Raw genomic sequence first — 9,858 nt, forward strand, 5'->3', positions numbered from 1 at the left:
CAGGGGTTTTTGTTGAATTTTGTATACCTACAGGCTTATCGTTGTGGATTAGCGTTATTCTATATAGATTGGACATATCACCTGATGATTATTTGACGCTAATCGGTTTGGATTTTAATGATAAAAAGGCAGTGATTGAATTAGAAAAACTCATCAGTCCCTATTTGGATTTTTTGACATATTATCAAAATCTATTAAAACAAACCTTATCATCGCTCATCAACAATCCTGATGATTTTTATAAATTATCACAGATTTATGATTGGTATTGTCAAGGGTATTATTTTTTAAGAAAATTGGCATTAACTTATGGGTTATCTGCTGACTTGTCTTTTTGTGATGAAAGTTATCAAAACTTTCAATTATCTGATGAGGCTTTGGCTGAGATTGCCCAGCAGGCTCTTTGGCTTTATGATGATTTAATTTGTCAAAATATTGTGTTAATCAATCCGCCAAGTTATGATGTGAATATAGACCACTTTAAAGACTTCAGAGATGACACACAAAAGGTAAGGAAGGATTTGCTTTAATCTAAAAATTACCACCAAAGTAAATAGTAAAACCCGAAAGTATTGGCAAAATATTGGCATGTATTATTTTTTGTATTTCTCTCTTACGGCGCAACGAAGATTTATAAATGACCCTGTTTTCATCCATTTAGTCAGTTATCAACACAAGTGATGCTGCCTTTTACGTGGCTTTTTTGGTGGTTTTTGGTGGGCGGTTCTTGATTGAACTATTTATTTTATAAATATTCAATCCGTGATAAAATAACTATTTTTTATCATCTAGAGCGTATCGTGGATTTTATTTTGGGCGTCGTTGATTTTATCTTGCATATTGGCGATCATCTGCAGGAATTGGTGGATAATCACGGTAAGTGGATTTACGCCATTTTATTTGTCATTGTCTTTTGTGAGACAGGGCTGGTGGTTACGCCGTTTTTGCCGGGTGATTCGATGCTGTTTGCGGCAGGGGCGATTGCAGCTGTCGGCGAGATGAATGTTTGGCTGTTGATGTTGCTACTGATCATCGCTGCGATTATTGGTGATTTTGTGAATTTTGAGATTGGTAAGCACTTTGGTAGACGTCTATTCTCAAATCCTGACTCTAAGATCTTCAAACAAGCCTACCTACACAAGACCCAAAGCTACTACGCCAAATATGGCGGTCGCACGATCATCATCGCAAGATTTGTGCCGATCGTGCGTACATTTGCGCCTTTTGTTGGCGGAATGGGGAACATGCCCTATAAGGACTTCGCCAGATATAATGTGATTGGGGCGATTCTGTGGGTGGTGTCGTTTACCATGCTTGGGTATTTTTTTGGGCAATTGCCATTTGTCAAAAAATACTTCACTTTCTTTATGGTTGGCATCATTGTGCTGTCAGTGGTTCCGATGATCATCGAAATCATTCGCCATCGAAAACTAAAATAACATCAAACACTTATGCTAACTTGCCCCATTTGCTATACCGATCTGATCTTGGATGGTAGAACTTACAGCTGTCAGAATCGACATAGCTACGATGTCGCCAAAGATGGCTACGTCAATCTGCATGTCGTTCAGCACAAGAACAGCCGCAGTGCGGGCGATACGGCTGTCTCGGTTCAGGCTCGCAAGCGTTTCTTAGCCAATGGATTCTATGCGCCATTACGCGATAAAATCGGTCAAGTTGTCAGCGAACTTTCCCCAAAAACCATGTTGGATGTCGGCTGCGGCGAAGGCTATTACACGAGCGTTCTGGCAGAGCAGGGCGTACAGGTCATTGGCTTAGACATCGCCAAGACCGCCATCATCACTGCATCAAAAACTTATAAAAATCAGCATGTTAATAAGAACATCACTTGGGTGGTGGGCACAGGTTCGGTGTTGCCTGTGGCAGATGACAGTGTGGATGTATGCACGAGCTTTTTTAGCCCATTGCCAAAAAAAGAACTGTTAAGGGTGTTAAAATCTGGTGGTCATCTTCTGATGGCGACACCTGCGCCACAGCACCTATATGCCATGCGCGAAAGGCTGTTCGATACGGTAAATCCGCACCAACCGACTAAGTTCATCGATGAACTTGCGCCAGAATTTAAGTTGGTGGATGAATGGCAAATCGACAATCCGATGGTTCTGGATAATCAAAGTTTGATTGATCTGATTGACATGACACCCTACACCTACAAAGCCAAGCTTGATAAGAAGACAGCATTAAAGCGTGAGACAAGTTTTGAGGTGGTGGCGTCTTTTTGTTTGTATCTTTTGAAGGCTGATTAATTTTACAATTTGTTACATATTCCAAAAATTTACGTTATATTGTCTTTGTATAATACTTTACAATTTTTAGGGTATTATTTTTTTGTTTTATTTTGGGTGAATTTTATGAAAACTCGTATTGCGCTGATTGCTCTTGCCATGTCTTTTTTATCTGCTTGTGTTGCGCCCATTGACACACCAAGCACAGGGACGGTTGTCGTACCTGTACCTGTGGGCGTGCCTGTGCTTGTCAAAGAAAACAAGGACAGCGTTCATGTCTGCAAAGTCAAAGCATTTACCGAAACTTATCGCTCTGAAAACACGAGTCGTGGCAAGGCTCGCCTTGATGTCTTAAAGCAATGCCGAGCCAAGCACCATGAAATGTTTTGCCGTGATGAAGATGTTGAATGCACCCAATATAATTAAGCGGTAAATCTAAGCCCTGACCATCAGGGCTTTTTTATGGGGAAATTTTCCCTAATTTGTCATTTTTGGGTATAATGGTTCAAATTATATCTCAAAAAAGTTATTAAAATCATGACCTACACCGACATCCCCAACCTTGCCACTTTTGACACGTCCACCATTGATAAATCCAAACCACCCGTCATTCTCGTGGACGGCTCGTATTATCTGTTTCGCTGTTTTCACGGCTTGCCCCCTTTATCCAACCAAGACGGCTTGCCCACCAATGCCACTCGTGGCGTGCTAAACGCCCTAAATAAGCTCATCAAAAAATACAAGCCTGTCTATATGGCGGTCGCTTTTGACACCAAAGCCCCCACTTTTCGCCACGAATTATCAGATGCTTACAAAGCCCACCGCCCCCCTATGGACGATGATTTGCGAGTGCAGATTCCGTATATTCATGATTTGATTGAAAAATTGGGCATTCCCCTTATCAAAATTGACGGTTTTGAGGCGGACGACATCATTGGCACACTTGCTCACACCGCTTGCCAAAACGGCTATCCTGTTGTCATCTCCACAGGCGACAAGGACATGGCACAGCTGGTTAATGACTGTGTGATTTTAGAAGACAGCTTTAAGGACAAAATCACGGACGTACAGGGCGTAATTGACAAATTTGGCGTACACAATACCCAAATCGCCGATTATCTGACGCTCATGGGCGACTCATCGGACGGCATTGCAGGTATCCCAAAAGTTGGGGCGAAGACGGCAAGCAAGCTATTGACCGAATATGGCGACATTGACGGCATTTTGGCAAATCTTGCCAATATCAAAGGCATGGTCGGGCAAAAAATATACGAACATCAAGGCGAAATTCCGCTTAATCGCACCCTTGCCACGATTGTTACCAATTTAGAATTGCCTATTTCATTTGACGAATTAAAATTAGATAACAATAAAGAGACACAAATAAAACGTGCCAAAGCATTATATGAGTTATTTAAGACATTAGAATTTAAAAAAGAAATGGCAGAGCAGTTAGCATTATTAAAAATGGCGGATTTGCCTATTACCGATGATTTATTTAACCATCACAATAGCGATAATGAAATAAATAATCCTTTTGATGGTAATTTAGCCGATAAAAGCGATGAATTATCTGTTAAACCCTTACCCATTCAACAAGGCACTTATAAAACCATAAATGCCCTTGATGAACTTCATACGCTTATTGACAAATTAAATAGCGTGCCTTATTTTGCCATTGATACCGAGACCACCAGCATTGATTGGCAAAAGGCGGATTTGGTTGGGGTATCTGTTGCAACCAATAATTATGAAGGCTATTATATTCCTGTGGGGCATACGGGCGATTTTGATATTTTATTGGATAATCAATTAGATAGAGACTTTGTTTTAAATCAATTAAAACCCATTTTAGAAGATCCCAATATCGGTAAAATCGGACAGCATATTAAATACGACAGTCATGTTTTTAAAAAATATGGCATTGAGCTAAATAATTGGCATATGGATACGATGCTGGCGAGCTATGTCATAAACGGCGTAGCGACACGGCATAACATGGACGATTTGGCACAGCACTATCTTGGTGTAAATACCACCACCTTTGAAGACGTGGCAGGTAAAGGGGCAAAACAGCTTAGCTTTGATAAAGTGGACATGGATAAGGCAAGCGATTATGCGTGCGAAGATGCGGACATTACTTATCGCTTGTTTAGTGTGTTTGATGACTATTTGCAAAAAGATACCAATGCCAATAGCCTTTTGCACAAATTAGAAATTCCCACCGCCCAAATCTTAGCCCAAATGGAGCATGACGGCATTTTGGTAAAGACCGAATTTTTGGGTAAATTGTCGCTTGCTTTTGACAATCAAATCAGTCAATTAGAACAAAAGGCGTTTGAATTGGCGGGCGAAACCTTTAACGTGGCAAGCCCCAAACAGCTTGGCGAGATTTTGTTTGACAAATTAGGCATTGCAGGCGGTAAAAAAACCAAAACAGGGCAATATTCCACGTCCGAGGCGGTGCTTGCCAAGATTGACCACCCACTTGTGGACGTGGTGCTAGAACATAGAAGTCTATCCAAGCTCAAAAGCACCTACACGGACGCTCTTGCCAAAGTCGCCGACAAACAGGGGCGAGTGCATACCAGCTACCACCAAGCCTTGACAAGTACGGGGCGACTGTCGTCATCAGACCCCAACCTACAAAATATCCCCATTCGCACCGACACAGGGCGACTCATTCGTGAAGCCTTTATCGCACCGACAGGGCGTGTGATTATGGCGGCGGATTATTCGCAGATTGAGCTGAGGCTCATGGCTCATTTTAGTGGCGATGAGAGTTTGATTAACGCCTTTAAAAACAACCTAGACATTCACACCGCCACCGCTGCCGAGATTATGGGTAAAGACTTGGCGGACGTAACGCCAAACGAGAGACGTTCGGCAAAGGCGGTGAATTTTGGGCTACTATACGGCATGGGCGTGTTTGGGCTTGCCAAACAGCTTGGCGTAGAAAATGGCGTGGCAAAGGACTACATCAAGCGGTATTTTGCCCGTTATCCTGCCATTCATGGCTACATGGAAAATACCAAAAGTTACGCCAAATCAACAGGTTATGTTACCACCATATTGGGACGTAAGCTCTACGCCCCCGACATCAATTCATCAAACGCCATGATACGACAAGGGGCGGAGCGGGCAAGCATTAACGCCCCACTACAAGGCTCTGCCGCCGAAATTATCAAACTTGCCATGATAGCCGTGGATAAAGTCCTGCCCAAAGACCATGCCAAACTTTTGCTCCAAGTGCATGATGAATTGGTATTTGAAGTAGATGCCGACAAAGCGGATGAGATAGGTGAGCTTATCAAAACCGCCATGCAAAACGTGCTGACCGACACTGCCAAAAGCTTAGGCTGGGACGTGGAATTTGCCGTGCCTTTGGTGGTGGAGATTGGCGTGGGGGAGAATTGGGAGAAGGCTCATTGATAAATCAATGGTAGTTGTCTGCTTTGTGGTAGTCATGTAAAGAAGCGGGTGTTTTTCTTGAAATTGTCATATTTCATCTTTATGATGAAATTAATAACAAGCACCTAAAAACACCCAAAAAGGAGAATGACATGGCTCAAATCTACTCAACCACCGCCACCGCCATTGGTGCCAGAAACGGCACCGCCACCCTAAGCGATAGCGTGACTACTTTTAATCTGGTGAGCCCTGGCTCGGGCAAAGATGGTGTAAATCCTGAACAGCTGTTTGCCGTAGGTTATGGTGCGTGTTTTGATGGCGCACTGGGGTTGGTCAAAAAAGCAGAGGGCGTGAGCTTTGATAGTGAAGTACAAGTCACCATCAACCTAAATAAAGAAGGCGATGATAACTCTTTTTGTCAGGCAACATCCACGTCATCGCCAAAAACACCGACATTGACGCTGACACGCTCGCTCGTATCGTAGAAAAAACGCACCACGTCTGCCCATATTCAAAAGCCGTAGCGGGTAATGTAGATATTACACTATCATCAGAAATCCAATAATTTTATTCATCAACCTGAGCCCTGTCATCTGATAGGGCTTTTATTTTTTATGGTGATATTACCATGCCATGTTACTTGTGATAAAATAAGAAAATTAACATAACAATTAGGAAAAACATGCTATCCCTATCCGACTTTCACGCCTTAGCCGAGCAAGGCTACACCCACATTCCGCTTATCAAAAAACGCCTGATGGACGATGCCACGCCTGTGTCGGTATTTGCCAATTTGCGTAAATTTTTTGCGTCCGCTTATCTGTTTGAATCGGTCGTCGGGGGCGAACGCTGGGCGAGATACTCCATGATTGGGCTAGGTTCGGACATTGTCATCGAGTATCATGACGGTAAAGTGGTGTTAAAGGATGCTCGCAAGGACGAGACGACCACGCACGACACCGACCCCTTTGATTTTATCCGTGCCTTTATGGCGAATTATAAAACCCCAAGCCAAAATGAAATGCCTGACCTACCTGCATTTAGTGGCGGACTCGTGGGCTATTTTGGTTATGACATGATACGCGTGATTGAGCCGACCGTTGGCGTGTCAAACTCGCCCAACCCTTTGGCTCTGCCTGATATGTGGCTGACTCTATCATCGTCTGTCGTGGTGTTTGACAACCTAGAACACACCTTGTCTATCGTGGTCTATGCGGATGTACACGCCAAAGACAGCTACAAAAAAGCGGTAAAACAGCTTGATATTATTGAAAATCTGCTGTCACACAAACCTGATTTGACCGTCAAAAAACAGCCCCTACCGCATTTTGTCTCACAAACAGGACAAAACAAATTCTGCACGGACGTAAACCGCATTAAGGAATACATTAAAGCAGGCGATGTCATGCAAGTCGTCCCCGCCCAACGCCTATCAGGCGAGTACAGTGGCGACCCATTGGCGGTGTATCGGGCGTTAAGATACCTTAATCCGTCTCCGTATCTGTTTCTTATCCAAGGCGAACTTGCTAATGATGAGCCGTTTCACATCGTGGGGGCATCACCCGAGATTCTCTCTCGTATTGAAAAAGTGGGCGATGAGCGTAAAGTTACCGTGCGACCTTTGGCAGGCACTCGCCGGCGTGGCGAGGATATGGCAGAAGATTTAGCATTAGAAGCTGAGCTACTCTCCGACCAAAAAGAAATCGCCGAACACCTGATGCTCATTGACCTAGGGCGTAATGACATCGGTAAGGTATGCGACATTGGCACGGTCAAGGTAACCGATAAAATGTTTATTGAACGCTACTCGCAGGTCATGCACATCGCCAGCAACGTAGAAGGCGTGGTGTCAGCTGATAAGGACGCCCTAGATGTATTTTGTGCAACTTTCCCAGCAGGCACGCTGTCAGGAGCTCCCAAAATCCGAGCCATGCAAATCATCGATGAAGTCGAGCCTGTTCGCCGTAGTGTGTTTGGTGGAGCAGTGGGCTATCTGGGCTGGGCGGGCAACATGGACACTGCCATTGCTATTCGTACTGCCGTACTAAAAGACGGGCAAGTCCATATCCAAGCAGGGGCAGGCGTGGTGGCGGACTCAGACCCTGTGGCAGAGTGGGACGAAACCAACAAAAAAGCGTTGGCGATTGTCAAGGCGGTGGAAATGGCGTGCAAAGGTCTTTCTGTATAACAGAATTCTGAATAAACAAAATCCCACACAAGGTGGGATTTTTACTTTTTGGCATATTTAAATCAATCAGCTTTGATAAATCTAGGATTTGAATTACCCCAAATCGTGTACAAATCTGCCAGTAGAGCGTCATTGATTTCCTCGATCTCAGCTTGTCTGATTCTATCTTCGCCTTGTGAGCCGTAGATGACCACTTCATCACCGATTTTAACATCATTGACAAAGTCGGTTACGTCCACCATGGTCGTGTTCATTGACACTTTGCCTAGAACGTTGGCACGTTTACCGCCAATGAGTACCACGCCTTTGTTGGTAAAGGCACGGCGATAACCGTCCGAGTAACCAAAGGGCAGGTTCGCCAAATAAGAATCACGGGTAAGCGCGTGCGTACCATCATAACCAACTTTTGTGCCAGCTTTATAAAACTGTACGCTGGCAACTTTGGTCTTAAAGCTCATGATGGGCTTATAAGCAGGCTTGGCATCGATTGTATCGCCGTAGATAAGACCGCCAGGTCGTACCATGTCAAGATGACTTTCAGGTACAGCAATGGTGGCGAATGAATTGGCGGTGTGTAGGGTGAGTTTGCTGCGGTCTAATTTGGCGTTTTTGATAAGCCACGAGCTTTGTTCTTTAAACAGTGCCAAACGCTCACGCACATAATCTTCATCTTCCACAGCATAATGTGTCATGATGGCAACGACATCAAGCCCCTTTAATTTGGTGATTGCCACCGCGTCTTTTTGACCTTGCTTGTGGGCTAGGTCAATGCCGTTTCTATCCATGCCACCTGAATTTAAGGCAAGATGAACCTTAATGTCTTTGCCGTGTTCTTGGGCTAGTTTAGCAAGAGCCGTGGCGTGTGTTAAGTCACCAATCAATTCTTCGATGTTATAATCAAGTCCTGACTGAACTTCGTCTACACTGGCTAAGCGTACGCGAGCGATTTTACCTTGATAGCCGTGAGCTCGGACAACTTTTGCCTCTTCGTTGCTGGCGATACCAACGCAAGGCACACCCAATTTGATGATGCTAGGCATAAGCAGGTCAATGCCATTACCATAGGCGTCTGCTTTCATGATGGCACAAATCTGACTTTTGTCACCAAGTTGTTGTTGAAGGCGTGTGATGTTGTCTTCAAAGGCTTTGACGTCAATTTCAAGCCATGCATTGGCATGATTGCGCTGCGTAATACTGTAGTCACCATTGACTTGTAAGATGGGAGCAGAATGAGCGGTGCTTGCCAGACCTAGTCCGAGCAATACTGCCAAGGCAAGAGGTTTTCTCATGATAAATCCTTAATGAAATTATTTAGATTAGCTATAAAAAGCGATTATTTATAACACGATTTTTTACTTTTGCCAATAACCATAACACATGATAAATTAGAGCAGGGTGTTCTATATAGCTAGAAATTTGAGGATGGCCAGCATGATAGAATATATAAAAATAACATAATAAAAATCATACACTTATATAAAAATTTAAAAATTAATAAAAAAATAACTTGCACAATCTGAAATCTGTGTTATTATACGCACCACTTAGGAAACACCGCCGGCTTAGCTCAGTTGGTAGAGCAACTGACTTGTAATCAGTAGGTCGCCAGTTCGATTCCGGCAGCCGGCACCACTCCTAAGAAATCTTTCAGGTCAAGCCCTTTTATCGGGCTTAATCTTTTAAAAGATCATTAAAAGATACACCTGTACCAATTGGTGGGGTTGGGGAGCGGTCAAACCCAACAGACTGTAACTCTGTCGCGAAAGCTTCGAAGGTTCGAATCCTTCCCCCACCACCATTATTTCCCTACCTTATTTTTACTACCCTGCGGGTGTAGTTTAGTGGTAGAACCTCAGCCTTCCAAGCTGATGGTGCGGGTTCGATTCCCGCCACCCGCTCCATATATCGGTTTCGCTCTTATAGCTCAGCGGTAGAGCACTCCCTTGGTAAGGGAGAGGTCTCGAGTTCAATTCTCGATAAGAGCTCCATATTTAAAACCTTGAAGTCTAGTGA

Annotated in this window: 8 protein-coding genes and 4 tRNA genes; 11 read left to right on the top strand and 1 reads right to left on the bottom strand. The window is 43.9% G+C overall.

What is annotated here, in order from left to right:
* From GY683_RS00155 to GY683_RS00185, 7 genes are all read left to right on the top strand, one after another.
* Positions 1–530 (top strand): hypothetical protein (locus GY683_RS00155; protein ID WP_297286832.1); only part of this gene is annotated, 530 nt, incomplete at its 5' end.
* 282 nt (positions 531–812) lie between these two features.
* Positions 813–1,439 carry a DedA family protein gene (locus tag GY683_RS00160; protein ID WP_297286838.1) on the top strand — a complete coding sequence of 209 codons (627 nt, stop codon included), beginning with the start codon at positions 813–815 and terminating at the stop codon, positions 1,437–1,439.
* 12 nt (positions 1,440–1,451) lie between these two features.
* A complete protein-coding gene (locus GY683_RS00165) occupies positions 1,452–2,267 on the top strand; it encodes a putative RNA methyltransferase (protein WP_297286833.1) in 816 nt (271 codons plus the stop codon).
* 105 nt (positions 2,268–2,372) lie between these two features.
* The gene (locus GY683_RS00170) at positions 2,373–2,672 is read left to right on the top strand and encodes a hypothetical protein (RefSeq protein ID WP_297286834.1); all 300 of its coding nucleotides are present in this window, start codon (positions 2,373–2,375) and stop codon (positions 2,670–2,672) included.
* Positions 2,673–2,783: 111 nt separating this feature from the next.
* Positions 2,784–5,678: a DNA polymerase I gene (polA, locus tag GY683_RS00175; protein WP_297286835.1), complete on the top strand. Its 2,895-nt coding sequence runs from the start codon at positions 2,784–2,786 to the stop codon at positions 5,676–5,678.
* 131 nt (positions 5,679–5,809) lie between these two features.
* Entirely contained in the window at positions 5,810–6,142 is a 333-nt protein-coding gene (locus GY683_RS00180) for a hypothetical protein (protein WP_367274101.1), read from the top strand.
* A 197-nt stretch (positions 6,143–6,339) separates the two neighbouring features.
* Positions 6,340–7,845, top strand: coding sequence for an anthranilate synthase component I family protein (locus GY683_RS00185; protein ID WP_297286836.1), 1,506 nt, complete (start codon positions 6,340–6,342; stop codon positions 7,843–7,845).
* Between the two features lie 62 nt (positions 7,846–7,907).
* Here GY683_RS00185 and alr read toward each other — a convergent pair whose 3' ends face one another.
* Positions 7,908–9,134, bottom strand: coding sequence for an alanine racemase (gene alr, locus GY683_RS00190; RefSeq protein WP_297286837.1), 1,227 nt, complete (start codon positions 9,132–9,134; stop codon positions 7,908–7,910).
* Between the two features lie 267 nt (positions 9,135–9,401).
* Between alr and GY683_RS00195 the strand changes: the two genes are divergently transcribed.
* The 4 genes from GY683_RS00195 to GY683_RS00210 all read left to right on the top strand — a co-directional run bounded on the left by GY683_RS00195 (position 9,402) and on the right by GY683_RS00210 (position 9,833).
* Positions 9,402–9,477 (top strand) — tRNA-Thr (locus GY683_RS00195).
* 82 nt (positions 9,478–9,559) lie between these two features.
* Positions 9,560–9,643: transfer RNA gene (locus GY683_RS00200), tRNA-Tyr, on the top strand.
* Positions 9,644–9,672: 29 nt separating this feature from the next.
* Positions 9,673–9,746, top strand: a tRNA-Gly gene (locus GY683_RS00205).
* Between the two features lie 12 nt (positions 9,747–9,758).
* A tRNA-Thr gene (locus GY683_RS00210) sits at positions 9,759–9,833 on the top strand.
* Positions 9,834–9,858: the final 25 nt, after the last annotated feature.

The sequence above is a fragment of the Moraxella sp. genome (genome assembly GCF_024227015.1).
GTDB lineage: Bacteria > Pseudomonadota > Gammaproteobacteria > Pseudomonadales > Moraxellaceae > Moraxella.